Here is a 25,914-nt window from a genome sequence, read left to right as displayed (position 1 = left end):
CGCGAGCCTTTACCCGCACTTCACACGGGGATGCACGGGAAGCTCGCTGGGATGTCTCTGTCAGGGGTGTGCGTGACGGCCGTTGAATCCCGTCCTGCGGGGGTTATCGGGACGAGCCAGAGCCCGAGTCACCGGCCGTTCGGGGCCCGTGTCAAGGCGTTCGTGGCGCTGACCAAGCCGCGGATCATCGAGCTTCTGCTGATCACCACCGTTCCGGTGATGTTCCTCGCCGAACAGGGCGTGCCCGATCTGAAGCTGGTGCTGCTGACCTGTGTCGGCGGCTACCTCTCCGCGGGCGGCGCCAACGCGCTGAACATGTACATCGACCGGGACATCGACGCGCTGATGGACCGCACCTCCCAGCGCCCGCTGGTCACCGGGATGGTCAGCCCGGTCGAGTGCCTGGTCTTCGGCATCGCCCTGGCGGTCGTCTCCACCCTGCTGTTCGGCCTCACCGTCAACTGGTTCTCGGCCTGGCTCTCCCTCGGCGCGCTCCTCTTCTACGTCGTCGTCTACACGATGATCCTCAAGCGCCGCACCTCGCAGAACATCGTCTGGGGCGGCATCGCCGGCTGTCTGCCGGTGCTGATCGGCTGGTCCGCGGTGACCGACTCGATCTCCTGGGCGCCGGTCATCCTCTTCCTGGTGATGTTCTTCTGGACGCCGCCGCACTACTGGCCGCTGTCCATGAAGGTGAAGGACGACTACGCGCGCGTGGGCGTGCCGATGCTGCCGGTCATCGCCTCCAACAAGGTCGTCGCCAAGCAGATCGTCATCTACAGCTGGGTGATGGTCGTCGTCTCCCTGCTGCTGACCCCGCTGGGCTACACCGGCTGGTTCTACACGGCCGTCGCCCTGCTCGCGGGCGGCATGTGGCTGTGGGAGGCGCACGGGCTGCAGAACCGCGCCAAGGCCGAGGCGACGGGCACCAAGCTCAAGGAGATGCGGCTGTTCCACTGGTCGATCACCTATGTGTCGGTGCTGTTCCTCGCGGTCGCGATCGATCCGTTCCTGCGCTGACCTTCCCGGCGTCCGACGGGCGGGGTACGTGGCCCGGGCCACGTACCCCGCCCGTCGCCCTTTGTGCTACCCGTCGGTAGCATCCTGGTCATGGCAGAGACGCAGCAGGCAGAGACGGAGCAGCGCCCCGAGCAGGGCGGCGGCAAGGCCGCCGCGAAGGCCGAGCGCACGGCGGGCCGGCTGGCCGGGCGGATCGGGGCCTTCGCCAAGGCGCACGGCGGTGCCGAGGGCCAGGTGGCCCACCTCGGCCGGCGTGGCGCGCGGATCGTGCTCGTCGGCGCGGACGGCGACTGGGGCGACCTGGTGGCGCCGTCGTACGAGATCGCCGAGAAGGCGGTCGGGAAGGCGGGGATCACCGTCCACGAGTCCTTCGACGGCGAGTTCGCGGGGAAGGTGCGGACGGGGCCGTACGAGTGGTCGCGGATGGCAGGGCTCCAGCTCGGCGGCCCCCGCAACGGCTGAATCCCAACGGATCTGTGCCCGGGGCGCGCTGGGCGTCACCTGAGAGGCGGCAGGGCATCACCTGAGACCCCGTTCACCCGTTAGGACTCGTGAGCAGCAGCACGGCGTCTACACGGGGAGCCCGGATGATCGAAACGCCGTCCCTGGTGGACCAGTACTGCCACGGCGTCCTCCGGACAGAACTGGGTCTCGGCACCTTCGAGGCCCAGCTCGGCCGCACCGAGGGCCCGCCCGCGCCGGGCACCACCCTGTTCGACACCCAGACCGGGTTCGCCGTACGCCGCTGGTGTCCGCCCCTGCTCGGCCTGGAACCGCACTGCCCGCCGGCCCGCTATCTGGCCCGGCGCCGCGAACTGGGCGTCCTGGAGGCGGACCGCAAGCTGCTGCGCGGCAGCGGCATCACCACGTACCTGGTCGACACGGGGCTGCCCGGCGACCTCACCGGCCCGGCCGAGCTGGCCTCGGCCGCCGACGCCGACGCCCACGAGATCGTGCGGCTGGAACCGCTGGCCGAACAGGTGGCCGACACCTCCGGCACGGTGGAGTCCTTCCTCGCCAACCTCGCCGAGGCGGTGCACGGAGCCGCCGCCCACGCCGTCGCCTTCACCTCGGTGGCGGGCGTCCGGCACGGCCTCGCGCTGGCGCCCGAGCCGCCGGAGCCGGGCGAGGTGCGCGGCGCCGCCGGACGCTGGCTGGCCGGACGCCGGGCCGGCGGCGACCTGAGCGACCCGGTGCTGCTGCGCCACCTGCTGTGGATCGCCGTCGCCTCCGGACGGCCGCTCCAGCTCCACGCGGGCCTCGGCGAGCCCGGCCCGCACACCGACCGCACCGACCCGGTGCTGCTCACCGGCTTCGTCCGGGCCACCGCCGGCCTCGGCACCGACCTCGTCCTGCTGCACGGCTACCCGTACCACCGGCACGCCGCCCACCTCGCCGGTGCCTTCTCGCACGTGTACGCCGACTCGGGCGCCGCCCTGGTCCGCACCGGCGCCCGCGCCGCCACCGTCCTCGCCGAGATCCTGGAGCTGGCCCCCTTCGGCAAGATCCTCTTCTCCAGCGGCGGCGGAGGGCTGCCCGAGCTGCACGTGGTGGGCGCCCGCCTGTTCCGCGAGGCGCTCGGCCGGGTGCTCGGCACCTGGGTCACCGAGGGCGCGTGGTCCCTGGCGGACGCGCAGCGGGTGGCGGGGATGATCGCCGCGGGGAACGCGGTGCGGGTGTACGGGCTGACGTGAGCCGGGTCAGGCGCGGGTGAGCGCGGCTTCCGTCGCCGGGCCGGGCACCGGGGTGTCCTCCCGCGGCCGCTCGCGCAGCGCCAGCAGGACGCGCAGGGTACCGATCCACACCAGACACGAGCCGACCATGTGGGCCCCGACCAGGATCTCGGGCAGGTCGGTGAAGTACTGGATGTAACCCACCGCACCCTGCGCCAGCAGGATCAGGAACAGGTCCCGGGTGCGGGCCAGCGGCCCCTCGGGCGCGTCGACCGCCTTCAGGACGAACCACAGCGCGAAGGTCAGCGTCACCACGATCCACGCCAGCACGGCGTGCGCCTTGGACACCGTCTCCCAGTCCAGCGGCATGCGCGGGACCTCGCTGGAGTCGCCCGCGTGCGGGCCGGCGCCGGTGACCACCGTGCCGACCGCGATCAGCAGCACGGAGACGGCGACGAGCACCCACACCAGCTGCTGGACGGACTTGCCGGTCAGGGGGCGCGGTGCCGCGTCGCCCTCCCGGGTGCGCTGCCACATCACGGTGGCGACCGCGATCAGCGCGGTGGACAGCAGGAAGTGGGCGGCGACGGTGTACGGGTTCAGACCGACCAGGACGACGATGCCGCCGAGGATCGCGTTGCCCATCACCACCCAGAACTGCGCCCAGCCCAGCCGGGTCAGCGAGCGCCGGTACGGCTTCTCGGACCGGGCGGCGATGATCGCCCAGCCGACCGCCGCGCACAGCACGTAGGTCAGCAGCCGGTTGCCGAACTCGATGACGCCGTGGAAGCCCATCTCGCTGGTGGTGGTGAGCGACTCGTCCGTGCACTTGGGCCAGGTCGGGCAGCCCAGGCCCGAGCCGGTCAGGCGGACGGCGCCGCCGGTGCCGACGATGATCACCGACATCACGAGGGCGGAGAGCGCCGACCGCTGGACGGTGCGGGGCTGCGGGGTCCAGCGCGCGGCGATGAAGGCGAGCGGGTTGCGCACGGCGGCTGCGAGGTCGTCGCGGGTCACGTTTGGCACGCGGTCCATCGTAGGGGGCCGCTTGTGCACGCGTTCACGAGGGTCCCGGCTCCGTCTCGTTCCCGCTCATTCCCAGCGGAAGAACTTCCCCGCCGCGCCCAGGGCCACGACCGCCCATACGGCGAGGATGCCCAGGTCGGCCCAGGGCGTCCCGGCCCCGTGCTGGAGCACGTCCCGCAGCCCGTCGGAGAGCGCGGAGATGGGCAGCAGGCCCAGGACGCTCTGCGCGGCGTCGGGGAACTTGTCCAGCGGCACGATCACGCCGCCGCCCACCAGCAGCAGCAGGAAGACCAGGTTGGCGGCGGCCAGCGTCGCCTCGGCCTTCAGCGTGCCGGCCATCAGCAGCCCGAGGCCGGAGAAGGCCGCCGTGCCGAGGACCAGCAGAAGGAGTACGGCGAACGGGTTGCCGTGCGGGGACCATCCCAGGGCCAGCGCGATCACCGTGAGCAGGACGACCTGGAGCACCTCCGTGACCAGCACGGACAGGGTCTTGGCGGTCATCAGGCCCCAGCGGGGCAGCGGCGAGGACGCCAGCCGCTTCAGCACCCCGTACCGGCGTTCGAACCCGGTGGCGATGGCCTGCCCCGTGAAGGCCGTCGACATCACGGCGAGCGCGAGGATGCCGGGGGCGAGGAAGTCGACGGCCTCGCCCGCGCCGGTGTCGATGATGTCCACCGTGCTGAACAGTGCCAGCAGCAGCGTCGGGATGATCACCGTCAGCAGCAGCTGCTCGCCGTTGCGCAGCAGCATCTTCGTCTCCAGGACGGCCTGGGCGGCGATCATGCGGGGGAGGGGTGCGGCACCGGGCATCGGGGTGTGGACGCCGGTAGTCATGAACGCAGCTCCTTGCCGGTGAGTTCCAGGAAGACGTCCTCCAGAGTGTGCCGTTCCACCGAGATCCGGTCCGGCATCACCCCGTGCTGGGCGCACCACGACGTCACCGTCGCCAGCAGTTGCGGGTCTATCTTGCCGGTGACCCGGTACGAGCCCGGCGTCAGTTCGGCCGCCGAGGAGTCGGCCGGGAGCGCCTTGAGCAGGCTCGCCACGTCCAGGCCGGGACGGCCGGTGAAGCGCAGGGTGTTCTCGGCGCCGCCGCGGCACAGCTCCTCGGGCGAGCCCTGGGCGATCACCCGGCCCGCGTCGATGATCGCGACGTCGTCGGCGAGCTGTTCGGCCTCGTCCATGTGGTGCGTGGTCAGGATCACCGAGACGCCGTCGGCGCGCAGGTCACGGACCAGGTCCCAGGTGGCGCGGCGGGCCTGCGGGTCGAGACCGGCGGTGGGCTCGTCCAGGAAGACCAGCTCCGGGCGCCCCACCACGGCCATCGCCAGCGCGAGCCGCTGCTGCTGGCCGCCGGAGAGCCGGCGGTAGGCGGTCCGGCCGCAGGAGCCGAGGCCCAGGCGTTCGATCAGGGCGGGCACGTCCAGCGGGTGGGCGTGCAGCCTGGCGACGTGGCGGAGCATCTCGTCGGCGCGGGCACCGGAGTAGACGCCGCCGGACTGGAGCATCACGCCGATGCGGGGCCGCAGCTCGGCGGCCTGGCGCTGAGGGTCGAGTCCCAGGACGCGCACCGTGCCGGAATCCGGCCCGCGGTACCCCTCGCACGTCTCGACCGTGGTCGTCTTGCCCGCCCCGTTGGGGCCGAGGACGGCGGTCACGCCCGCCCGGGCCACCAGGTCGAGGCCGTCCACCGCGGTCTTCGTGCCGTACCGCTTCACCAGGGCCTGGACCTGGACCACGGGCTCGCTTCGCATGGGTCACGAGTCTAGGGAGGCGCGCGGGGGCCCGGGCGCGGGGGTGCGCGATGTCCTCCGCACGGGGAGGGCGCGGGGCCGGCGGCGGGGGGCCGCGATGCGACCGGAGGGGGTCAGGCGCGGTGGTGCGCGGTCTCCTCCTCGCGGGGACGGTGCAGTGCCAGCCACCGCTCGGCGTAGGCCACCGCGTCCGCCACCGGGAACAGGCGCGCGTCGGCCGCGCCGACCGTGCCCCGTACGACGGGCCGGTCCCGTTCGAAGTCGTGCCCCAGTTCGTCGAACCGGTCCGAGGTGATCGACACCTCCGTCACCCGCTCCCAGCCGTACGGACCGGGGCGGCCCACCTCGACGAGCGGGGCGGGTATGCGGTACTCGGCCAGGTGGAAGGCGGTGCAGGAGATGTAACCGGCGCCCAGGAGGAGGACCCGGGCGCCGAGCCGCTCCAGGGTGGCGAGGGGGCTGCGCTCGCCGAGCCGGCAGTCGGTGGCGTGGTCCGCGACGACCTCGGCGGCGCGCGGGCCGACGGCCGCGAACGACGTCTGCGGATGCGCGCTGCGCAGGGCGCCCGGCCAGGTCCGTACGGTCTCCGGGACCACGCCGACGCCGCGGGCGGGGGTGGTGCGCGGGTCGTACGGGGGCATGGCGGTGCGGATGGCGGGCCACCACTCGGCGGGCACCGGCGGGTTCTCCCACAGGGCCGGGTCGGAGAGGTCGGCGGTCTGGGTCGGCACGACCAGGGTGCCGTCCGGGCCGAGGGTGTCCAGAAGTCCCTGGACCACGGCCACGGCACCGCCGCACACCCAGCCGAGGGAGCGCAGCGAGGAGTGGGCCAGCAGGATCTCGCCGGAGCGTACGCCGAGGGCGCGCAGCTCGCCGGCGAGGGTGCCGCGGGTGACGAGTGGGCCGGTGGGAGGGGGTGCGGGCATGCTGGCGAGTGTCCCCGAGGGGGCCGGGAGACGCTACCGTTTTGATCGATCAGTGATCGTTTCCGCAGGTCAGATTAGGTATACCTAAGTGACGCACGGCACCGTCGGGGTGTCCTGGCGCGGCTTGCCGGGGTCGGAAGAATTACGCAACAATGGCGTTGTGAAATACGTCGGCGAGGTGCCCCACGAGGAGCTCGCGACCGGTGAGCGCTCCACGCGCAACCGCGTCGCGCGGTCCATCCTGGACCACGGACCGTCGACCGTCGCCGAGCTGGCCGGCCGCCTCGGCCTCACCCAGGCCGCCGTCCGCCGCCACCTCGACGCGCTGACCGCGGACAACGTCGTGGAGCCCCGCGACCGCCGCGTCTACGGCACGCGCACGCGCGGGCGGCCCGCGAAGGCGTTCGCGCTGACCGACTGCGGCCGGGACGCCTTCGACCAGTCCTACGACAAGCTCGCCGTGGACGCGCTGCGCTGGATCGCCGAGCGCGAGGGCGGGGAGCAGGCGGTCGCCGCCTTCGCCCGTGCCCGGATCGCCGCCCAGAGCGGCGCGTACCGCAAGGCCGTCGAGGCGGCGCCCCCCGAGCGGCGGGCGGAAGCGCTGGCCAAGGCCCTGAGCGCGGACGGGTACGCTGCCACCGCGCGCAGCGCTCCCCACCCCCAGCAGGGTGAGCAGCTCTGCCAGCACCACTGCCCGGTCGCTCACGCCGCCGAAAAGTTTCCGCAGCTGTGCGAGGCCGAGACGGAATTTTTCGCCGAGCTGCTCGGTACTCACGTACAGCGGCTGGCGACCATCGCGCACGGCGACGGCGTCTGCACGACGTTCATTCCGAAGACTTCCAAGACCACAGACAACGCATCCGCAAGCACGGCCGGGAGGAACCCCGCATGACTCTCCCCACGGAGACTGCCCACCCCGAACTCGAGGGTCTGGGCACGTACGAATACGGCTGGGCCGACTCCGACACGGCCGGCGCCTCTGCCAAGCGTGGTGTCGACGAGGACGTCGTCCGGGACATCTCCGCCAAGAAGTCCGAGCCGGAGTGGATGACCAAGCTCCGCCTCAAGGGCCTGAAGCTGTTCGAGAAGAAGCCCATGCCGAACTGGGGCTCGGACCTCTCCGGCATCGACTTCGACAACATCAAGTACTTCGTGCGCTCCACGGAGAAGCAGGCGGAGTCCTGGGAGGACCTGCCCGAGGACATCAAGAACACCTACGACAAGCTCGGCATCCCCGAGGCGGAGAAGCAGCGCCTCGTCGCCGGTGTCGCCGCCCAGTACGAGTCCGAGGTCGTCTACCACCAGATCCGCGAGGACCTGGAGGAGCAGGGCGTCATCTTCCTGGACACCGACACGGCGCTCAAGGAGCACCCGGAGCTGTTCAAGGAGTACTTCGGCACGGTCATCCCGGCCGGTGACAACAAGTTCGCCGCGCTGAACACCGCCGTGTGGTCGGGCGGCTCCTTCATCTACGTCCCGCCGGGCGTGCACGTGGAGATCCCGCTCCAGGCCTACTTCCGGATCAACACCGAGAACATGGGCCAGTTCGAGCGGACCCTGATCATCGTCGACGAGGGCGCCTACGTGCACTACGTCGAGGGCTGCACGGCGCCGATCTACAAGTCGGACTCGCTGCACAGCGCCGTGGTCGAGATCATCGTCAAGAAGAACGCCCGCTGCCGCTACACGACCATCCAGAACTGGTCGAACAACGTCTACAACCTGGTCACCAAGCGCGCCGTGGCGTACGAGGGCGCGACCATGGAGTGGATCGACGGCAACATCGGCTCCAAGGTGACGATGAAGTACCCGGCCGTCTACCTGATGGGCGAGCACGCCAAGGGCGAGACCCTGTCCATCGCCTTCGCGGGCGAGGGCCAGCACCAGGACGCCGGCGCCAAGATGGTCCACATGGCCCCGAACACGTCCTCCAACATCGTCTCCAAGTCGGTGGCGCGCGGTGGCGGCCGTACCTCCTACCGCGGCCTGATCGAGATCGGCGAGGGCGCCCCGGGCGCCAAGTCCAACGTGCTGTGCGACGCGCTGCTGGTGGACACCATCTCCCGCTCCGACACCTACCCCTACGTGGACGTCCGCGAGGACGACGTGTCCATGGGCCACGAGGCGACCGTCTCCAAGGTCTCCGAGGACCAGCTCTTCTACCTGATGAGCCGCGGTATGACCGAGTTCGAGGCGATGGCGATGATCGTGCGCGGCTTCGTCGAGCCGATCGCCAAGGAACTGCCGATGGAGTACGCCCTCGAACTCAACCGGCTGATCGAGCTGCAGATGGAAGGCGCGGTCGGCTGACCATCGCGCCGTACCGTCAAACCCTTACGCAACGGAAAGCGAGCACTACGACAGCCATGGCTGAGGCTCAGAACTCCCCCACTCTCGGCTCCGCTCGAGCGGGGGGACCCCCATCGGTCGGTTCCACGACCGCCGGTGCGATCGCGGTGGCCGCCGAGGCCGACTCGACCGTCGCCACCCGCATGAGCGCGCCCCCGTCCTTCGACGTGGCCGACTTCCCGGTCCCGCACGGCCGGGAGGAGGAGTGGCGGTTCACCCCGCTGGAGCGGCTGCGCGGCCTGCACGACGGCACCGCGACCGCCTCCGGCGACGGTGTCAAGGCCGACATCGACGCCCCGGAGGGCGTCGTCGTCGAGACCGTCGGCCGGGACGACGCGCGGCTCGGCAAGGCCGGCACCCCGGTGGACCGGATCGCGGCCCAGGCGTACTCGGCGTTCGAGCAGGCCTCGGTCATCACCGTCCCCAAGGAGACGGTGCTCACCGAGCCGGTCCGCATCGCCGTGCACGGCCAGGGCGGGGTCGCCTACGCCCACCAGGTGATCGAGCTGGGCGCGTTCGCCGAAGCCGTGGTCGTCATCGACCACACGGGTGACGCGGTGCTCGCCGCCAACGTCGACTACGTCCTCGGCGACGGCGCCAAGCTGACCGTCGTCTCCGTCCAGGACTGGGACGACAAGGCCGTCCACGTCGCCCAGCACAACGCGCTGGTCGGCCGTGACGCCTCCTTCAAGTCGGTCGTCGTCACCTTCGGCGGCGACGTCGTCCGCCTGCACCCGCGCGTCGCCTACGCCGGCCCCGGCGGCGAGGCCGAGCTGTTCGGCCTCTACTTCACCGACCAGGGCCAGCACCAGGAGCACCGCCTCCTGGTCGACCACAACGTGCCGCACTGCAAGTCCAACGTCGTCTACAAGGGCGCGCTCCAGGGCGACGACGCGCACGCGGTCTGGATCGGCGACGTGCTCATCGAGGCCAAGGCCGAGGGCACCGACACCTACGAGATGAACCGCAACCTCGTCCTCACCGACGGCGCCCGCGTGGACTCGGTCCCCAACCTGGAGATCGAGACCGGCGAGATCGTCGGCGCCGGCCACGCCAGCGCCACCGGCCGCTTCGACGACGAGCAGCTCTTCTACCTGATGGCCCGCGGCATCCCCGAGCTGGACGCCCGCCGTCTGGTGGTCCGCGGCTTCTTCGCCGAACTGGTCCAGCAGATCGGTGTCCCGGACATCGAGGAGCGCCTGATCGGCAAGATCGAGCAGGAGCTGGAGGCGTCGGTCGCATGACCTACGTACGCGCTTGTGGGCTGGGCGAGCTGGAGGAGGACACCCCGAAAAGGGTGGAACTCGACGGCACGCCGGTCGCCGTCGTCCGCACGGAGGGCGAGGTGTTCGCGGTCAACGACATCTGCTCGCACGCGAACGTCTCCCTGGCCGAGGGCGAGGTCGACGACTGCCACATCGAGTGCTGGCTGCACGGCTCGCGCTTCGACCTGCGCTCCGGCAAGCCCGACAGTCTTCCGGCGACGCGCCCCGTCCCCGTTTACCCCGTAAAGATCGAAGGGGACGACGTGCTCGTCTCCCTCACCCAGGAGTCCTGAGGCACCCATGGCAACGCTTGAAATCCGAGACCTGCACGTCACCGTCGAGGCCGACAACGCCACGAAGGAGATCCTCAAGGGTGTCGACCTGACCGTGAAGCAGGGCGAGACGCACGCCATCATGGGCCCCAACGGCTCCGGCAAGTCGACCCTCGCCTACTCCCTCGCGGGTCACCCCAAGTACACGATCACCGGCGGCACCGTCACCCTCGACGGCGAGGACGTCATCGAGATGTCCGTCGACGAGCGCGCCCGCGCCGGCCTCTTCCTCGCCATGCAGTACCCGGTCGAGGTCCCCGGCGTCTCCGTCTCCAACTTCCTGCGCACCTCCGCCACCGCCATCCGCGGCGAGGCCCCCAAGCTGCGCACCTGGGTGAAGGAGGTCAAGGAGGCCATGGAGCGCCTCAACATGGACCCCGCCTTCGCCGAGCGCAACGTCAACGAGGGCTTCTCCGGCGGTGAGAAGAAGCGCCACGAGATCCTCCAGCTGGAGCTGCTCAAGCCGAAGGTCGCGATCCTCGACGAGACCGACTCCGGCCTCGACGTCGACGCGCTGCGCATCGTGTCCGAGGGCGTCAACCGCGTCCGCGAGTCCGGCGAGGTCGGCACCCTGCTGATCACGCACTACACGCGCATCCTGCGCTACATCAAGCCCGACTTCGTCCATGTCTTCTCCAACGGCCGCATCGTGGAGTCCGGCGGCGCCGAACTCGCCGACAAGCTGGAGGAAGAGGGCTACGAGGCATACACGAAGGGTGGCGTATCCGCGTGACACAGCTGCCGGGCCTCCTCGACACCGAGGCGATCCGCAAGGACTTCCCGATCCTGGACCGCCGGGTCCACGACGGACGCAAGCTCGTCTACCTGGACAACGCGGCCACCTCGCAGAAGCCGCGTCAGGTGCTCGACGCTCTCAGCGAGTACTACGAGAGCTACAACGCCAACGTCCACCGTGGCGTGCACGTCCTCGCCGAGGAGGCCACGGCGCTGTACGAGGGCGCGCGCGACAAGGTCGCGGAGTTCATCAACGCGCCCTCCCGCGACGAGGTGGTCTTCACCAAGAACGCCTCGGAGTCGCTCAACCTCGTGGCGAACATGCTGGGCTGGGCCGACGAGCCCTACCGCGTGGACTCCGACACCGAGATCGTCATCACGGAGATGGAGCACCACTCCAACATCGTGCCGTGGCAGCTGCTCGCGCAGCGCACCGGCGCGAAGCTCCGCTGGTTCGGCCTGACCGACGACGGCCGCCTCGACCTGTCGAACATCGAGGAGATCATCACCGAGAAGACGAAGATCGTCTCCTTCGTGCTGGTCTCCAACATCCTGGGCACCCAGAACCCGGTCGAGGCGATCGTCCGCCGCGCCCAGGAGGTCGGCGCGCTGGTGTGCATCGACGCCTCCCAGGCCGCGCCGCACATGCCGCTGGACGTCCAGGCCCTCCAGGCCGACTTCGTGGCCTTCACCGGCCACAAGATGTGCGCCCCGACCGGCATCGGCGTCCTGTGGGGCCGCCAGGAACTCCTGGAGGACCTGCCCCCGTTCCTCGGCGGCGGCGAGATGATCGAGACGGTGTCGATGCACTCGTCGACCTACGCGCCCGCCCCGCACAAGTTCGAGGCGGGCACGCCCCCGGTCGCCCAGGCGGTCGGCCTCGGCGCGGCGATCGACTACCTGTCGGCGATCGGCATGGACAAGATCCTCGCCCATGAGCACGCCCTGACCGACTACGCGGTCAAGCGGCTGATGGAGGTCCCGGACCTCCGCATAATCGGCCCGACGTCGTCGGAGGAGCGCGGCGCCGCGATCTCCTTCACGCTGGGTGACATCCACCCGCACGACGTGGGACAGGTCCTCGACGAGCAGGGCATCGCGGTCCGGGTCGGCCACCACTGCGCCCGGCCCGTCTGCCTCCGCTACGGAATTCCTGCGACCACGCGAGCGTCGTTCTATCTGTACTCCTCGCCGGCCGAGATCGACGCCCTGGTCGACGGCTTGGAGCACGTACGGAACTTCTTCGGATGAGGGGCTGAGGCGTGAAGCTGGACTCCATGTACCAGGAAGTCATCCTGGACCACTACAAGAACCCGCACGGGCGTGGTCTGCGCGATGGCGACGCCGAGGTTCACCACGTGAACCCGACGTGCGGCGACGAGATCACCCTCCGAGTGAAGTACGACGGCACGACGATCGAGGACGTCTCGTACGAGGGGCAGGGCTGTTCCATCAGCCAGGCGTCGGCGTCCGTACTGAACGACCTGCTCGTCGGCAAGGACCTCGGCCAGGCGCAGAAGATCCAGGAGACCTTCCTGGAGCTGATGCAGTCCAAGGGCAAGATCGAGCCCGACGACGCGATGGAGGACGTCCTGGAGGACGCCGTCGCGTTCGCCGGGGTGTCGAAGTACCCGGCCCGGGTCAAGTGCGCCCTCCTGAGCTGGATGGCGTGGAAGGACGCGACGGCCCAGGCGCTGGACGGCGCCGGCACCGACGCCGAAAGGAAGACGGCATGACCGAGACCGTTGAGATGAAGCCGGCTTCCGAGGAGGAGCTGCGCGAGGCCCTGATGGACGTCGTCGACCCCGAGCTGGGCATCGACGTCGTCAACCTGGGCCTGATCTACGGCATCCACGTCGACGACGCCAACATCGCGACCGTCGACATGACCCTGACCTCGGCGGCCTGTCCGCTGACCGACGTCATCGAGGACCAGGCCAAGTCCGCCACGGACGGCCTCGTCAGCGAGCTGCGCATCAACTGGGTCTGGATGCCGCCGTGGGGCCCGGACAAGATCACGGACGACGGCCGGGAGCAGCTGCGCGCGCTCGGCTTCAACGTCTGAGCCACCCCTCGCCGTACGACGGCCCCCGGCGCCACCCGCCGGGGGCCGTCGCCGTTTCACATCCCTTTCTCCCCCCGCTCTCAGCCTCCGCTCAGACCCGCGCGGCAGCGTGGGCCGGTGAACGCTTCCACCCGCCCCGTCTTCCTGCTCGGCTGCCCCCGCTCCGGCACCACCCTGCTCCAGCTGATGCTGCACGCCCACCCGAGGATCGCGCTGCCGCCGGAGAACCGCTTCGTGCTCCCGGCCTACGAGCGCCGGCCGGCCTTCGGCGACCTGCGCGACCGCGGCAACCGGGCCGGGCTGGCCCAGTGGATCACCGGGCGCGAGGAGACCCGCTTCCACGAGCTGGGGCTCGACGCGGCGACCGTGGCGTCCCGCATCACCGACGGACCGCCGACCCTCGGCTCGGCGCTGGGCACCGTGCTGCGGGCCTACGCCGAGCAGCACGGCAAGACCCGCTGGGGCGACAAGCGCCCGGCGTACGCCCTGCACGTCCCGGAGATCCTGCGGCTCTTCCCCGACGCGCAGTTCGTCCACCTGGTGCGCGACGGACGGGACTGCGTGGCCTCGCTGCTGCGGATGCCGTGGTGGCACGCCGGGTTCCACGAGGCGGTCGCCACCTGGGCCCAGGTCATGGACACCACCCGCCGCCACGCCCGCCGCCTGGGCCCGGGCGGCTGGCACGAACTGCGCTACGAGGACCTCCTCACCGACCCCGAACCGGCCCTGCGGGGACTGTGCGGCTACCTGGGCGAGGAGTACGACCCGTCGATGACCGAGCCGCACCGGCTCGCGGAGGTCGCCGTGCCCGCCCGCAAGACCTGGCACCGCAACACCCACGGCGCGCTGGACGCCTCCCGCTCGGGCACCTGGCGGCAGCGGCTCACCCTCGACCAGATCCGCCTGTGCGAGGCCGCCCTCGGCGACCGGCTGACGCGGGCCGGCTACGAGCCGAGCGGCGCGGCCCGCCCCGCCCCCGGCGAACTGCTCCGCCACCGCCGGGTGTCGGCACTGCGCCGCGCGGCCCACGCCAGGCGGCGGCTGCGTGACCGGTGGACACGGCTGAGGGAGCGGGGCCCGGTCGCGGAGCTGCCGCCCGGACATCTGGTCACCGGCAGCTGATCAACCGTTATGTGTACGCCCGTACACGACTCCTGTGTACGCTCGTCCGCATGGGATACCTGCTGCTCGTCGGCGCCATCGCCGCGGAGGTCGCCGGCACCACCGCGATGAAGTACAGCGAGGGGTTCAGCAGACTGGTGCCGAGCCTGCTCACGGTGGCCGGTTACGTCATCTCCTTCACCCTGCTGGCCCAGACCCTGAAGACGCTGTCCGTGGGCACGGCGTACGCCATCTGGTCCGGCCTCGGCACGGCCGCCATCGCCACGATCGGCGTCCTCTTCATGGGCGAGGGCATGACCGCCGCCAAGGCCGCCGGGATCGCGCTGATCATCGTAGGAGTGGTGGTGCTGAACCTGGGCGGGGCGCACTGATGCCCCGCCGCCACGACCCCGGCCGCCGGCAGCGGATCATCGACGCGGCGATCCGGGTCGTGGGCCGGGGCGGCATCGCGGCGCTCAGCCACCGCACGGTCGCCGCGGAGGCGGACGTACCGCTGGGTTCGACGACGTACCACTTCGCGACGCTCGACGAACTGCTGGTGGCCGCGTTGCGGCAGGCGAACGAGGGCTTCGCCGAGGTGATGGCGGCCCATCCGGCCCTCGCCGACCCGGCCGCCGACCTGGCCGGGGAACTCGCCCGGGTGCTGGGGGAGTGGCTGGCCGGCGACCGTACCGGCGTGGAACTGGAGTACGAGCTGTATCTGGCCGCGCTGCGCCGGCCCGCCCTGCGGCCGGTCGCGGCGGAGTGGGCGGACGGGGTGGCGGAGGTGCTCGCCCGCCGCGTCGACCCGGTGACCGCGCGGGCGGTGGTCGCGCTGATGGACGGGATCTGCCTGCAGGTGCTGCTGACGGGGACGGCGTACGACGAGGGGTACGCGCGCGAGGTGCTGGGACGGGTACTGGGCCGGACGGCGACCGGCGGGTGAGGTACCCGCGGGCGCCGGGCCGGGTGCCCGCCCCGCGGCGACCGGCAGGTGAGACGTACCAGCGGGCTGGTTCGCCCTCGGCGGGCCCCGCCGGTTAGGTTTCCCCCATGACCGACACGACTGCTCCCCGCACCACCGGTGCCGTGGCCGCCGGCCTGGCCACCGTCGCCGCCGACGGCACCGTTCTCGACACCTGGTTCCCCGCCCCCGAACTGGTCGACGGGCCCGGCCCGTCCGGCACCGAGCGCCTCACCGCCGAACAGGCCGCCGAACTCCTCGGCGGCGGCGCCACCGCCGCCGTCGGACCGGACACCCGCCGGGGCGTCGAGGTGGTCGCGGTCCGCACGGTCATCGCCTCCCTGGACGAGAAGCCGATCGACGCGCACGACGTCTACCTGCGCCTCCACCTGCTCTCCCACCGCCTGGTCAAGCCGCACGGCCAGAGTCTGGACGGCATCTTCGCCCACCTCGCCAACGTCGCCTGGACCTCGCTGGGTCCGGTCGCCGTGGACGACCTGGAGAAGGTCCGGCTGAACGCCCGCGCGGAGGGCCTGCACCTCCAGGTCACCTCGGTCGACAAGTTCCCCCGCATGACGGACTACGTCGCCCCCAAGGGCGTGCGCATCGCCGACGCCGACCGCGTCCGCCTGGGCGCGCACCTCGCCGAGGGCACCACGGTCATGCACGAGGGCTTCGTCAACTTCAACGCGGGCACGCTGGGCACGTCGATGGTCGAGGGCCGCATCTCCGCCGGCGTCGTCATCGGCGACGGCTCGGACATCGGCGGCGGCGCCTCCACGATGGGCACGCTGTCCGGCGGCGGCAACGTCATCATCTCCATCGGCGAGCGCTGCCTGATCGGCGCCGAGGCGGGCGTCGGCATCGCCCTGGGCGACGAGTGCGTGGTCGAGGCCGGCCTCTACGTCACCGCCGGCACGCGCGTCACCATGCCCGACGGCGAGGTCGTCAAGGCCCGCGACCTCTCCGGCGCGTCCAACATCCTCTTCCGCCGCAACTCGGTGACGGGCACGGTGGAGGCGCGGCCGAACAACGCGGTGTGGGGCGGACTGAACGACGTGCTGCACAGCCACAACTGATGATGCGGGACGGCGGCTTGTGCTCGCCGTCCTGATGAGCGCCCTTCCGTGGTCCGAGGGCGGCCCGGAAGGGCGCTCGTGCGTCAGGAATCCCGGCGTTGTGGGCTCGCGTCGAAGTCGTACTCCAGGACGTAGGACGCCGCGTCCAACGTCATTTCGTTCAGTTCTACGGCTTGCCCCTCGTCCGTGAAGGCGGTGCGGCAGACGAGGAGGACCGGGGTGCCTGCGGCCATGCTGAGCTGTGCGGCTTCGTGCTGCGACGGCATGCGGGAGCGGACTTCCTCGCGGAAGTGCACCGGCTCGTGGCCGAGTTCGGCGAGCCTGGCGTAGGTCCCGCCCGGACCGGTGTCCTGCTGGGTGATGGCGGAGCCGGCGACCAGGGGGAGAGGCAGGTAGCTCGTCGCCAGCAGGACCGGCTTGCCGTCCAGAACGTAACGTCGGCGCCTCACGCACACCATCGTGTCGCTGGGCAGGTCCAGTACCGTGCTGACGCGGTCGGGCGCCGACTCCTCGGACACGGTGATCCGGTCGACCTCCAGCGCCCGGTTCTCGATGTCCGCCGACCAGACGGAACGGCCGTCGCCCCACTGGCCGGAAGCCAGTCGGTCGATGCCCCGGCGACGGAGCGGGCGGAAGGCGCGGACGAACACGCCGGCGCCCTTGCGGGCCTCGGCGATGCCTTCGTCCCGCAGGACGCTCAGTGCCTGGCGGGCCGTCATGCGGGCCACGCCGTACGTGGCCATGAGGTCGTTCTCGCCCGGAAGCCGGTCACCGGGGCCGTAGTCGCCCGACTGGATCGCCTCGCGCAGGGAGTCCGCGATCCGCTGGTACTTGGGCCGACGGTCCTCGTCGGTAGTGGCCATGTCCGGAACCCTCCTCGCTTCTCTAGACACCCTAGGCCATAGGTCGGGGCCTCGCTTGCTGGGTGTAGTCGTGCGCGCTCCTGCTGCCACGGCCCGAGGCCGCCTGATTGACATCTCTAGAGATCTCCTGGAAGCTAGACATGTCTAGAGATGTGTCGGGGTGGCTGAGGAGTGAGTGCGGATGGGCTTCGTGATCGACCGGTACCCCTGTGAGGAGTCGCCGCGACTCGGGATGATGGCTTTGCCCCCGGTGCCGGAGTCCGTGGCGCGAGCACGGAGCTGGTTCCGGAGATGCATCACGCCCTGTCGTCCGCTCTGCTCGGTCGACGACTGCGTGCTGATGATCTCGGAACTGGTGACCAACGCGGTTCTCCACGGGCGGTCGGAGGACAAGTGGGTCGTCCGGGTCGAGTGGTTCCGGGAGGCGGTCTCGCTGCGTGTGGATGTGCACAGTCCGGGCGTCCCGGCGAGTGTGTGCCTCCGGCGGCCGGACGCCGACGACGTACACGGACGGGGGCTTCTTCTGGTCGACTCCCTTGCCGATTCCTGGCGTTCCGGTCCCAGTGGATTCGGTGGGACGGTCGTGTCCTTTGTCATGGCTGATGCGTGGCGCCCGGTTTTCCGACCGTGACCTCGCCCCTGGTTCGGCAGATGAACACGTGGACGCTCAGTCCGATCAGACGCCGAACCGACGAAACGAGGTCCTGGTATGAGGAACGAGCGGGCGAGGGCTGTGGCGCGTTGGGTGACCGGGGCGGGGGCCGTGGCCGCGGTCTGCTGGCTTCCGGCGGGCGCCGCGCACGCCGACGAGACCAACACCGACTCGCACAACGGGCCCCGGATCGGGCTGGTGAACGTCGGGCAGGTCGACGACCCGATGGAGGACGTGCTGGAGCACACGCTGCTGTTCGGGGACGGCTACCGCTGGCAGTGACGTACGTCTGCCGCTGCGCGCCGGGGCCGTCACACGGGTTCCGGCGCGCAGGCATAGTGGCGGGTGGGCGCACGCGTCACCAGGGGCACGGGGGCCGGACAGCGGGTCCGCCCGGGGGCACGAGAAGGTGACGATGGATGCGCAGGCCGAGGAGAGTTTCCGCGAGTTCGTGGCGAACCGGTCGGCCGCGCTGCTGAAGACCGCCGTCCTGCTGAGCGGCGGCGACCGGCACGCGGGCGAGGACCTGCTGCAGAACGCGCTGATCAAGGTGGCGGGACGCTGGCACCGGGTCGAGGAGCCCGAGGCGTACGTCCGGCAGGTCCTGTACCGGCAGCAGGTGAGCCGCTGGCGGCTGAAGTGGCCGAGGCGGGAGGTGAGCGTCGACCTGCCGCCCGAGACCCGTGCGGACGGCACCGACGCCGTGGCCGCCGCCGACCTGCGGCTCGTCATACGCGGGGCGCTCGCCCGGCTGACCGCGCGGCAGCGCACGGTGCTGGTGCTCCGCTACTTCGAGGATCTTCCCGAGGCCGACGTCGCCCGGCTGCTGGGGTGTTCCGTCGGGACCGTACGGTCCACCACCCATCGGTCGCTGGCCCGGCTGCGGGCCGTCGCTCCCGAACTGGCCGCCCTGGGCCCGGCGGAGCCGCGACCGGTCCGCAAGCCCTCGCCCCTGGAGGTGCGTTCGTGAACGTCGAGAGCCTGGTGCGGGACACGTTGCGGGAACAGGCCGCCGGGCAGCGGGCGGTGGAGCCCGGGTTCGCCGACCGGGTGCTCGCGGTCCGACGGCGCCGGCGCAGGGTGCGGGGGCTGGCGTCCGTGGCCGCCGTCGTCGCCACCGTGGCCGCGATCGCCGTGGGGGTGCCCTCGGTGGACTCCGGCCGGGACGAGCCCCCGGCGGCCGGGAACGGGATCAGCGCGCACCCCGACCAGTCACCGCCCCGCGACCTGATCGCCGCCGGGGACGTGGCCCTGGCCGCCTACTACACGGCCGAGACCGTCGAGCGGACCGCCGGCGAGGGCGTCAACCGGCGCACCTACTGGCTGCTCGACCCGGCCACGGGACGATACGAGAAGGACGACCGGTGGTCGTACGTCGCCGTCGCGCCCGGGATGCGGACGGCGGCCGTCCTGGAACGCGACCTGCCGGCCGACCGCATCGGCATCCTCGACCTCACCACCGGAGACATCGACCGGTGGGTGAAGGCGGGCCACGGGGTCGGCGGCCTCGCCTACTCCCGGGACGGCGGCCGGATCGTCGCGACGACCTACGACGAGAACCCCGACCTGCGGGTACGGGTCCAGGCCGCCGAGGGCGGCGGCGAGGCGTGGGTGTCCAAGTTCGGCGGGACGAGCCGTACCGGGTTCCTCGTCCTCGACGTCGTCACCGACGAGAGCACCTGGAGCGCCGTACCGGCCGGCCGTGACGTCAACGCGCGCGAGGACTTCGCCTTCTCCCGCACCGGACAGCTGGTCTACTCGCGGGTCGTCGGTGAGCGGGACGGACTCCAGCAGTTCTACGACCTGAGCGGAGCGAAGACCGCCGCCCCCGCCGACGAGCGGTATCTGCGCTCCGACGTACCCGCCCGGCTCTCCCCGGACGGACGGCTCGCCGCGCTCGGGTTGGCCAAGGAGCGGAAGGACACGTCGTGGTCGTCGATCCGGGACCCGCGGACCGGTGAGGAGGTCACCAAGGTGCGCGGTGCCACCCTGCTCGCCTGGGTGGACGACCGCCGGCTCATCGCCTGGGAGCGGGCGCCGGGAGTGGCGGAGTACCGGCCACGGCTGGTCCTGGTCACTCTCGGGAGTGACGAGGTGACCCAGCTGTCCGGTACCCGTGTGCCGGACGACGACTTCGACCGTCAGGAGTGGGAGCCCGTGTTCGTCACCCGGTGACGTCCGCGGTCAGGCGTTCGTACGCCGCCCGCAGCCCGTCGGCCGCCTCCCGGCCGGCGGGGCGCAGGGGTGGGCGGGCCGGGCCCGCGGGGAGGCCGAGGTGGGTGAGGAGCGTCTTGGCGGTGACCGTTCCGGGCAGGCCCGCGGCCATCATCGTCTCGATCAGCTCGCTCGCCCGCAGTTGGAGCCGGGCCGCCTCGGCCGTGCGGCCCGCGTCGTGGGCGTCCAGGATCGCGCGCATGTGGTCCGGGATCGCGTTCGCCACCGTGCTGACGTAGCCGGTGCCGCCTGTCGCGTACAGCGCGAGGGCGTACTCGTCGCAGCCGGTGTAGTACGCCAAGTCGGTGCGGGACAGCACCCGTTGGGTGGCGAGGAGGTCGTACGCGCAGTCCTTCACGGCGACGATCCGCGGGTGGCCGGCGAGGCGGAGCAGTGTGCCGGGCGCGATGCGGGTGCCGGTGCGGGCCGGGATGTCGTAGAGCATGACCGGGAGGTCCGACGCGTCGGCGACCTCGCGGAAGTGGGCCTCCAGCGCGTCCTGCGGCGGCCTGCTGTAGTACGGCGTGACCACCAGCAGGCCGTCCGCGCCGGCGCGCTGGGCCGCGCGGGCCAGGGCCGCGGTGTGGCGGGTGTCGGCGCTGCCCACCCCGGCCACGATCGTCGCCCGGTCGCCCACCGCCTCCCGTACCGCCGAGATCAGCTCGGTCTTCTCGGTGTCCGTGGTGGTGGGGGACTCGCCCGTCGTTCCCGACAGGACCAGGCCGTCGCAGCCTCGTGCGACCAGGTGGCCGGCGAGGCGGCGGGCGCCGTCGAGGTCGAGGGCGCCGGAGTCGGTGAAGGGCGTGACCATGGCGCACAGGGCGCGGCCGAAGGGAGGGGTGGTGGTCGTCATGGAGGGAAGTGTCGGCCGGTGGAGTGTGCAGCTCCACTTAATATCCCTGTCGAATTCCGGTAAGCAGCATTGAAACGTCGCGCACGGCCGCCCGCGCGTGCGTAGCGGGCGGCGGAGCCGGGTACCCGGGGCCGTCAGGAACGGAGCATGCTCAGGGAGGGCGTACGGATGACGAGGTCGAGGGGCGGCAGCGGTACGGCGATGGCCGGGGCCAAGGGGCCCGACGAGTTGCGGCGTCAGATCGAGGAGGTCCGCGAGCGGCTCGGTGACACCGTCGGGGAGCTGGCGGGCCGGGCGGACGTGAAGGGGCGGGCGACGGCACGCGCCGCCGATCTGCGGGACAGGGCCGGTGCGCTGACCGTGCAACTGCGCAGCAGCGCCGCACGGGCCGGGGACATCGCGCGGGACCGGGCCGGCCGGGCCGGCCACGGTGTGCCGGAACCGGTGCGGACGGGGCTGCGGCAGCCGCGTGCGGTACTGATCGCCGGCGCGGTGGTGGGGGCGGTCGTCGCCGTCGGGGTGCTGTGGCGGCGGGGCGGCGTACGCCGCTGACGCGGCCCCGACGGCCTTCCTTGACCTCAAGTCAGGTTCAGGTCGGAGAGTGGTGACCGCACGCGACGCTCACCCACTCGACGGAGGCCGGCATGACCCGCCGTACCGACAGCCACCCCGATCTCACCCGTCCGGACGCCGGGGCACCCTTCTTCAGCACCTGGCGGGTGGGCACGCCCGAGCGGCAGCGGCAGGCGGTGGAGGCGATCGCCCGGACCTGGGAGCGGCGCCCGTGGCCCGCCGACGGCCTGCGGAGTTACCACGTCTACACCGGACATGACGGTGAGACCCTGCTGCACCATGCGCAGTGGGCGAGCGAGCAGGCGTACGAGGCGTTCGTCAAGACGCACCGGCAGGAGCGGGTCGACGAGATCGACACCGCCGTGCCGGGGATCGAGCGGCTGGGGCTCGGGCGGTACCGCCACTACCGCAGCGGCGCCCGTGCGGAGGGCCCGGGGACCGTCCCGGGCTGCGTCGTGATCGTCGAGGTGGAGTTCGAGGGGCCCGACCCACGGCGGCAGCGCGCCTGGGTCGACGCCGTCTTCGAGGCGCTGGCGAGCGAGCCGGAGCCCCACCCCGGGGGCATCTCCGCCCACTTCCACCTCAGCACCGACGGCACCCGGGTCCTCAACTACGCCGAGTGGACCAGTGCCGAGGCACACGCCGATGCCCTCGCCGCACCGGGCGACGGCATCGGCTCGGCGACACCCTTGTGGGAGCGGGTCCAGAACTGGCCCGGCCTGAAGAGCAGCACGGTCCGGCGCTACGACCACGCCCTCGGCCTCGTGCCCGGCTGACCGCTACGGACGGAACCGCAGCACCTGCGGGTCGTGGTCGCTGATCTGGTCGTGGAACTCGGCGTTGACGTGCACGCTGTCGTAACGGAAGTGCCCGCCGCGCCGGATCGACGGGCTGATCAGGATCTGGTCCAGGACCTGGCTGTTGCCCTGGTAGACGTACGAGTAGCGCTCGTCGCGCGGCAGCGACCTGACCGCCGACCACAGGGCCCCGCCGTCCTCCAGGAGCCGGGTGGTGGTGGAGAACTCGAAGTCGTTGATGTCGCCGAGGGTGACGACGTCGGCGTTCTTCTGGGTGGCGAGGATGTCCTTGACGAAGGCGTTGACGGCCGTGGCCTGGAGGTGGCGCTGCGTCTCGGAGCCGCGCGTCGGGGGCTGGTACTGGCTGGTCAGCCCCTGGTCGCCGCCCTTGGAGGCGAAGTGGTTGGCGATGACGAAGACCGTCCTGCCGCGGAAGACGAACTCGCCCGCGAGGGGCTTGCGGCTGTTCTCCCAGGCGGCGTCGGACGGGTCGACGCGGCCGGGGGAGAGGGTGAGCGCCGCCTTCCCGCGGACCTTCGTCACCTCCGTGGCCGTCGTCGCGTCGCCGCCCGCGCGGTCGGTGAAGGAGACCCGCTCGGGGTTGAACAGGAACGCCTGGCGGATGTTGCCGCCGGGCTCGCCGCCGTCCGCACCGTCGGCCGGGTCGACCGAGCGCCAGTCGTAGCGCGGGCCGCCCGCCGCCACGATCGCGTCGATCAGCTTCGCCATCGTCAGGTCGGCGGCGACCGTGCCGTCGTTCACGGCGCCGTTGTTGTCCTGGATCTCCTCCAGGGACACGATGTCGGGCGAGGCGAGGTTGTGCGTGATCGCCTCCGCGTGCGCGGCGAAGGTGTCGTCGGACGGGTCGAGGTTCTCGACGTTGTACGTCGCCACCGCCAGCTCGTCGCGCTGCTGGGCGCGGGTGGTCTCGCGCTCCGTGCCGCCGTCGCGCAGGGTCCCGAGCCGGTTGGCCACGAGGGTGTAGCCGCCGTACTGGTTGTAGTCCAGCGGGCCCGCCGTGGTGCCCGCGAGGGTGTCGCCCACGGTCGCGTCGGGGAAGTCGGCGACCGCGCCCAGGGACTGGATCTGCAGCCGGCCGGTGTTCTGGGAGTCGTAGGAACCGTAGACCGTGCCGCCGCCCGCGCTCGGGTTCTCCTTGGGCTTCACCGTCACCCACAGCTCGGTGTACGGGTCGGTGGCACCGGTGACGCGGGCGTCGGAGACCTGGACGTTCATGCCCTCCAGGGACTCGTAGTAGTCCAGGGCGTAGCGGGAGGGGCGCAGCGGCAGGGTGTTGACCGAGCCGCCGTCGGCCTCGGGGGTGTAGGCGCGCGGCACCGAGCGGGCGGTGATCCGGGTCGCGGCCGGGACCGTGTTGCCGGACGAGACGACGGTGACCGTGGGACGGGTGATCTCGGTCAGCGACTGGTTGCCGGAGGAGGTGCCGCCGGGGACGTACTCGGAGACCGTGCCGGAGACGGTGACCGCGTCGCCGACGGCGACCTTCGGGGCGGAGCTGGTGAAGACGAATATGCCTTCGCTGGTGGCCGGGTCGGCGTCCGGGGACGGGTCCTGGATCCAGAAGCCCTTGGAGGAGCCGTAGGCGCGGGTGCCGGTGACGATTCCGGCCACGTCGGTGACCTGCCGGCCGGCGTACGGGGAGAGCCTCGTCGTGCCCTGGACGTCGTGGACGCGCACCGGGGCCGCGTGCGCGGACGGGACGAGGACGACGGTGGACGCCGCTGAGCAGACGGCGGCGACGGTGAGCGCGGCGAGGCGCGCGGACGACTTGCTCGGCATGGGGTCCCTCCGGGGGCGTGACATCGAACGCCGGGAAACGTGGGAAGCGTGGGAATCGTGGGGCGTGAAGCATCGGGAGGGGAGCGTGCCTGCCCGCGTGAACACGCGTGCCCCCCTGTTTCTACGCGCGTCAATCTCCTGTGCGGCCAAGGTCCTTGTCAAGGTTTCGGCCATGTACGGCAGCCGGCGGGGAGATGAACCGGGCGGCATGGGTCCAAACCCGTCTAGGCTGAGCGGCTGAGCCGTACGGCGTCCAGGTGGCCGTACGGCCGTCGAGGCGCGCGAGGAGAAACAGCCCATGTCAGACAGCTCCACCCTGCCGCCCGCGCGGCTCCACCCCGAAGCGGAGCTGGCCCGCGACGCGCTCTCCGCCCCGCTGCTCTCCCGGGCCGTCCGGCTCGCCCGCTGGGCCGGGCCGGACACCCGGGTGGAGGCCGGGGGAGAGCTGGCCGAGGAGCAGCTCGGGGCGGCGGCCGAGGCGCTCGGGCTCAGCGGCGGCGACGCGGCGGCGGACGCGAGCGAGGCGTGGCGGGTCGCCCTGGACGCCGGGCTGGTCGAGATCGTCGACGAGGACGAGGGCACCGTCACGGCGGGCGAGGAACTGGCGCTGCTCACCGGCGGCTCCCCGCAGGACGTGCTCGGCGTGTGGCTCGCCGCCCTGGAGACCGTCCTCGCCGACGCGAGCGCGCCCGACCTCGGTGCCCTGGTCGACGCGATGGCCGAGGGCGAGGGCGAGCTGGACCTCTCCTCCCTGGACTGGGACCCCGAGGCCGAGGCGGAGTTCCTCGACGGGGTGCTCGGCAACCTGTACCTGCTCACCGTCGGTGAGGACGCGCCCGGCGACACCCCGGTGCCGCTGCCCGCGCTCGCCGCCTCCGTCCTCGTCCCCAGCGGCATGGGCGAGCCCACCAACGACGTGCTGCAGCAGGTCTCCGACGCGATGATGCGGCTGGACGACCAGTTCCGGCTGCTGGAGCCGATCGGGCTGGTCACCTACCAGCCGGTCGACGAGGCGCTGATGGCCGAGGGCGACGAGGAGCCCGCCGCGCCCGTCGACGACACCGACGTCTCCCGCTACGGCATGGTGCGGCTGACCCCGCTCGGCCTGTACGGGCTGCGCGCCCGGCTGCTGGAGGCCGGGTTCACCGCCCCGGCCGTCGGTGAACTCGCCGACAAGGGCGCCGACACCCTGCTCGACGGCACGGCCGCCTTCCCGCCGGCCGCCGCGCACGCCGAGACCGAGGGCTGGCTGGCCCGCCGCGAGCCGCTGCCCGCCGCCCGGGAACTGCTGGCGGCGGCGCGCGGCGCGGACGCCGGGGCGCCGCTGCGCCGGCTGCGCTGCCAGCAGGCGCTGGCCCTGGTCGGCGCCGACGCCGAGCCCGCGCTGCGCGAGGTCCTCGACGACGCGGAGCTGGGCGGGCTGGCCCGGGTGTGGCTGGCCGAGCACGGGGCCCGCGACGTTCCGCCGCCGCCGGAGTCCATGGTCTTCTGGCTGACCGTCGACACGGTGGCCGCGCAGCTCGCCGCCGAGGGCAACTCCGAGGAACTGCGCGCCCTGGTGGAGGGGCTGGCCGCGCAGCACAGCGGCTTCTTCGCCACCGCCTGGCGGGTCGACCACCCCGCCACCGCCGACGTGCTGGAGGCGATGGGACGGCTGCACCCCGACAAGAAGATCGCCAAGGAGGCCCGCAAGGCGGCGTTCAAGGCACGGTCGCAGCACGGCTGACGACGGCCGGCGACCGCTCGGCTGACGACGGCCGGTGACCGCCCGGGGGAGGACGGCCGGTGACCGCTCGGGGGAGGACGGCCGGCGACCGCCCGGGGGAGGACGGGGCCGGCGCCGCGCGACCGTCCGGGGATGACGGCCGGCGGT

29 protein-coding genes are annotated in these 25,914 nt (G+C 71.9%); 22 read left to right on the top strand and 7 right to left on the bottom strand.

Annotation, left to right across the window (positions count from 1 at the left end; all coding sequences use genetic code 11):
• Positions 1 to 66: 66 nt before the first annotated feature.
• From ACZ3IG_RS29030 to ACZ3IG_RS29020, 3 genes are all read left to right on the top strand, one after another.
• Positions 67 to 1,020 (top strand): heme o synthase, encoded by a 954-nt coding sequence (locus ACZ3IG_RS29030; protein WP_467435752.1) that lies wholly within the window; start codon positions 67 to 69, stop codon positions 1,018 to 1,020.
• A gap of 90 nt (positions 1,021 to 1,110) precedes the next feature.
• Complete coding sequence (locus ACZ3IG_RS29025; RefSeq protein WP_467435741.1) at positions 1,111 to 1,482, top strand: hypothetical protein; 372 nt, start codon at positions 1,111 to 1,113, stop codon at positions 1,480 to 1,482.
• A 125-nt stretch (positions 1,483 to 1,607) separates the two neighbouring features.
• Positions 1,608 to 2,714: an amidohydrolase family protein gene (locus ACZ3IG_RS29020; protein ID WP_467435740.1), complete on the top strand. Its 1,107-nt coding sequence runs from the start codon at positions 1,608 to 1,610 to the stop codon at positions 2,712 to 2,714.
• Between the two features lie 6 nt (positions 2,715 to 2,720).
• Here the strand turns inward: ACZ3IG_RS29020 and ACZ3IG_RS29015 are convergent, their stop codons facing one another.
• From ACZ3IG_RS29015 to ACZ3IG_RS29000, 4 genes are all read right to left on the bottom strand, one after another.
• Positions 2,721 to 3,728, bottom strand: a complete 1,008-nt coding sequence (locus ACZ3IG_RS29015) for a COX15/CtaA family protein (protein ID WP_467435738.1) — start codon at positions 3,726 to 3,728, stop codon at positions 2,721 to 2,723.
• A gap of 57 nt (positions 3,729 to 3,785) precedes the next feature.
• Entirely contained in the window at positions 3,786 to 4,553 is a 768-nt protein-coding gene (locus ACZ3IG_RS29010) for an ABC transporter permease (RefSeq protein WP_467435737.1), read from the bottom strand.
• The gene (locus ACZ3IG_RS29005) at positions 4,550 to 5,473 is read right to left on the bottom strand and encodes an ABC transporter ATP-binding protein (protein ID WP_467435736.1); all 924 of its coding nucleotides are present in this window, start codon (positions 5,471 to 5,473) and stop codon (positions 4,550 to 4,552) included. Before ACZ3IG_RS29005 ends, ACZ3IG_RS29010 begins: the two co-directional genes overlap by 4 nt.
• Before the next feature lie 113 nt (positions 5,474 to 5,586).
• On the bottom strand, positions 5,587 to 6,399 hold the full coding sequence (locus ACZ3IG_RS29000; protein ID WP_467435735.1) for an AAC(3) family N-acetyltransferase: 813 nt from the start codon (positions 6,397 to 6,399) through the stop codon (positions 5,587 to 5,589).
• 160 nt (positions 6,400 to 6,559) lie between these two features.
• Here ACZ3IG_RS29000 and ACZ3IG_RS28995 point away from each other — a divergent pair, with 160 nt between their 5' ends.
• The 12 genes from ACZ3IG_RS28995 to dapD all read left to right on the top strand — a co-directional run bounded on the left by ACZ3IG_RS28995 (position 6,560) and on the right by dapD (position 16,289).
• The gene (locus ACZ3IG_RS28995; protein ID WP_467435734.1) at positions 6,560 to 7,291 is read left to right on the top strand and encodes a helix-turn-helix transcriptional regulator; all 732 of its coding nucleotides are present in this window, start codon (positions 6,560 to 6,562) and stop codon (positions 7,289 to 7,291) included.
• Positions 7,288 to 8,709 (top strand): Fe-S cluster assembly protein SufB, encoded by a 1,422-nt coding sequence (gene sufB / locus ACZ3IG_RS28990; RefSeq protein ID WP_467435732.1) that lies wholly within the window; start codon positions 7,288 to 7,290, stop codon positions 8,707 to 8,709. The genes ACZ3IG_RS28995 and sufB overlap by 4 nt, the downstream gene beginning before the upstream one ends.
• 56 nt (positions 8,710 to 8,765) lie before the next feature.
• Positions 8,766 to 9,992: a Fe-S cluster assembly protein SufD gene (gene sufD, locus ACZ3IG_RS28985; RefSeq protein ID WP_467435731.1), complete on the top strand. Its 1,227-nt coding sequence runs from the start codon at positions 8,766 to 8,768 to the stop codon at positions 9,990 to 9,992.
• Positions 9,989 to 10,306 carry a non-heme iron oxygenase ferredoxin subunit gene (locus tag ACZ3IG_RS28980; RefSeq protein ID WP_467435730.1) on the top strand — a complete coding sequence of 106 codons (318 nt, stop codon included), beginning with the start codon at positions 9,989 to 9,991 and terminating at the stop codon, positions 10,304 to 10,306. Before sufD ends, ACZ3IG_RS28980 begins: the two co-directional genes overlap by 4 nt.
• Positions 10,307 to 10,313: 7 nt before the next feature.
• Positions 10,314 to 11,078, top strand: coding sequence for a Fe-S cluster assembly ATPase SufC (gene sufC, locus ACZ3IG_RS28975; protein WP_467435728.1), 765 nt, complete (start codon positions 10,314 to 10,316; stop codon positions 11,076 to 11,078).
• Positions 11,075 to 12,331 carry a cysteine desulfurase gene (locus ACZ3IG_RS28970; RefSeq protein ID WP_467435727.1) on the top strand — a complete coding sequence of 419 codons (1,257 nt, stop codon included), beginning with the start codon at positions 11,075 to 11,077 and terminating at the stop codon, positions 12,329 to 12,331. Before sufC ends, ACZ3IG_RS28970 begins: the two co-directional genes overlap by 4 nt.
• 11 nt (positions 12,332 to 12,342) lie before the next feature.
• Positions 12,343 to 12,816, top strand: a complete 474-nt coding sequence (gene sufU / locus ACZ3IG_RS28965) for a Fe-S cluster assembly sulfur transfer protein SufU (RefSeq protein WP_467435726.1) — start codon at positions 12,343 to 12,345, stop codon at positions 12,814 to 12,816.
• Positions 12,813 to 13,145: a metal-sulfur cluster assembly factor gene (locus tag ACZ3IG_RS28960; protein ID WP_215165559.1), complete on the top strand. Its 333-nt coding sequence runs from the start codon at positions 12,813 to 12,815 to the stop codon at positions 13,143 to 13,145. Before sufU ends, ACZ3IG_RS28960 begins: the two co-directional genes overlap by 4 nt.
• Positions 13,146 to 13,262: 117 nt before the next feature.
• The gene (locus ACZ3IG_RS28955; RefSeq protein WP_467435724.1) at positions 13,263 to 14,267 is read left to right on the top strand and encodes a sulfotransferase family protein; all 1,005 of its coding nucleotides are present in this window, start codon (positions 13,263 to 13,265) and stop codon (positions 14,265 to 14,267) included.
• A 50-nt stretch (positions 14,268 to 14,317) separates the two neighbouring features.
• The gene (locus ACZ3IG_RS28950) at positions 14,318 to 14,638 is read left to right on the top strand and encodes a DMT family transporter (RefSeq protein WP_467435723.1); all 321 of its coding nucleotides are present in this window, start codon (positions 14,318 to 14,320) and stop codon (positions 14,636 to 14,638) included.
• Positions 14,638 to 15,192: a TetR/AcrR family transcriptional regulator gene (locus tag ACZ3IG_RS28945; protein ID WP_467435722.1), complete on the top strand. Its 555-nt coding sequence runs from the start codon at positions 14,638 to 14,640 to the stop codon at positions 15,190 to 15,192. Before ACZ3IG_RS28950 ends, ACZ3IG_RS28945 begins: the two co-directional genes overlap by 1 nt.
• Before the next feature lie 107 nt (positions 15,193 to 15,299).
• Positions 15,300 to 16,289 (top strand): 2,3,4,5-tetrahydropyridine-2,6-dicarboxylate N-succinyltransferase, encoded by a 990-nt coding sequence (gene dapD, locus ACZ3IG_RS28940; RefSeq protein ID WP_467435721.1) that lies wholly within the window; start codon positions 15,300 to 15,302, stop codon positions 16,287 to 16,289.
• A gap of 83 nt (positions 16,290 to 16,372) precedes the next feature.
• Here dapD and ACZ3IG_RS28935 read toward each other — a convergent pair whose 3' ends face one another.
• Positions 16,373 to 17,152 carry a GntR family transcriptional regulator gene (locus ACZ3IG_RS28935; RefSeq protein WP_467435720.1) on the bottom strand — a complete coding sequence of 260 codons (780 nt, stop codon included), beginning with the start codon at positions 17,150 to 17,152 and terminating at the stop codon, positions 16,373 to 16,375.
• Between the two features lie 181 nt (positions 17,153 to 17,333).
• Between ACZ3IG_RS28935 and ACZ3IG_RS28930 the strand changes: the two genes are divergently transcribed.
• The 4 genes from ACZ3IG_RS28930 (at position 17,334) to ACZ3IG_RS28915 (ending at position 19,979) form a co-directional block, all read left to right on the top strand.
• Positions 17,334 to 17,783 carry an ATP-binding protein gene (locus ACZ3IG_RS28930; protein WP_467435718.1) on the top strand — a complete coding sequence of 150 codons (450 nt, stop codon included), beginning with the start codon at positions 17,334 to 17,336 and terminating at the stop codon, positions 17,781 to 17,783.
• 78 nt (positions 17,784 to 17,861) lie between these two features.
• Positions 17,862 to 18,086, top strand: a complete 225-nt coding sequence (locus tag ACZ3IG_RS28925; protein ID WP_467435717.1) for a hypothetical protein — start codon at positions 17,862 to 17,864, stop codon at positions 18,084 to 18,086.
• Positions 18,087 to 18,219: 133 nt separating this feature from the next.
• Complete coding sequence (locus tag ACZ3IG_RS28920; protein WP_467435716.1) at positions 18,220 to 18,774, top strand: SigE family RNA polymerase sigma factor; 555 nt, start codon at positions 18,220 to 18,222, stop codon at positions 18,772 to 18,774.
• Positions 18,771 to 19,979 carry a WD40 repeat domain-containing protein gene (locus ACZ3IG_RS28915; protein WP_467435714.1) on the top strand — a complete coding sequence of 403 codons (1,209 nt, stop codon included), beginning with the start codon at positions 18,771 to 18,773 and terminating at the stop codon, positions 19,977 to 19,979. The genes ACZ3IG_RS28920 and ACZ3IG_RS28915 overlap by 4 nt, the downstream gene beginning before the upstream one ends.
• Here the strand turns inward: ACZ3IG_RS28915 and dapA are convergent.
• The gene (dapA, locus tag ACZ3IG_RS28910; RefSeq protein ID WP_467435713.1) at positions 19,969 to 20,871 is read right to left on the bottom strand and encodes a 4-hydroxy-tetrahydrodipicolinate synthase; all 903 of its coding nucleotides are present in this window, start codon (positions 20,869 to 20,871) and stop codon (positions 19,969 to 19,971) included. The genes ACZ3IG_RS28915 and dapA overlap by 11 nt on opposite strands.
• Positions 20,872 to 21,039: 168 nt before the next feature.
• Here dapA and ACZ3IG_RS28905 point away from each other — a divergent pair, with 168 nt between their 5' ends.
• Positions 21,040 to 21,423 carry a DUF3618 domain-containing protein gene (locus tag ACZ3IG_RS28905; protein ID WP_467435712.1) on the top strand — a complete coding sequence of 128 codons (384 nt, stop codon included), beginning with the start codon at positions 21,040 to 21,042 and terminating at the stop codon, positions 21,421 to 21,423.
• A gap of 92 nt (positions 21,424 to 21,515) precedes the next feature.
• Complete coding sequence (locus tag ACZ3IG_RS28900; protein ID WP_467435710.1) at positions 21,516 to 22,220, top strand: antibiotic biosynthesis monooxygenase; 705 nt, start codon at positions 21,516 to 21,518, stop codon at positions 22,218 to 22,220.
• 3 nt (positions 22,221 to 22,223) lie between these two features.
• Here the strand turns inward: ACZ3IG_RS28900 and ACZ3IG_RS28895 are convergent, their stop codons facing one another.
• The gene (locus ACZ3IG_RS28895) at positions 22,224 to 24,041 is read right to left on the bottom strand and encodes an endonuclease/exonuclease/phosphatase family protein (RefSeq protein WP_467435709.1); all 1,818 of its coding nucleotides are present in this window, start codon (positions 24,039 to 24,041) and stop codon (positions 22,224 to 22,226) included.
• A 298-nt stretch (positions 24,042 to 24,339) separates the two neighbouring features.
• Between ACZ3IG_RS28895 and ACZ3IG_RS28890 the strand changes: the two genes are divergently transcribed.
• A complete protein-coding gene (locus ACZ3IG_RS28890; RefSeq protein WP_467435707.1) occupies positions 24,340 to 25,767 on the top strand; it encodes a hypothetical protein in 1,428 nt (475 codons plus the stop codon).
• Positions 25,768 to 25,914: the final 147 nt, after the last annotated feature.

It is taken from the genome of Streptomyces sp. NPDC016677, from assembly GCF_055562815.1.
This window is presented reverse-complemented; position numbering and strand designations above follow the sequence as displayed.